This is a genomic window from Microbacterium sp. GbtcB4 (assembly GCF_019091465.1).
Lineage (GTDB): Bacteria > Actinomycetota > Actinomycetes > Actinomycetales > Microbacteriaceae > Microbacterium > Microbacterium paraoxydans.
On record NZ_JAGXJJ010000354.1, the window covers coordinates 1 to 247 of the forward strand.

A 247-nucleotide genomic window follows, 5' to 3' on the forward strand; every position below is an offset into this window, starting at 1 on the left:
CCCGAGACGAATCCCGCCCGTCACGATCGGGAGAGCGTCGCACGGGCCGCCCTCGCCCTTCTCGACGAGGTGGGGCTGGCCGATCTCTCCATGCGCCGGATCGCGGCCCGGCTCGGCGTGCAGCCGAGCGCTCTCTACTGGCACGTCGCGAACAAGCAGGAGCTCCTCGCCGACCTCGCCGATCGGGTCACGGCGACCGTCCCAGACGGAGCGGAGGGCGTCCTCGCGACCGCCCGCGCGCTCCGCC

1 protein-coding gene is annotated in these 247 nt (G+C 74.1%); it reads left to right on the forward strand.

What is annotated here, in order from left to right; translation table 11 throughout:
• Positions 1–247: TetR family transcriptional regulator (locus KVS71_RS18145; RefSeq protein ID WP_217585232.1), on the forward strand; the 247-nt coding region annotated here is incomplete at both ends.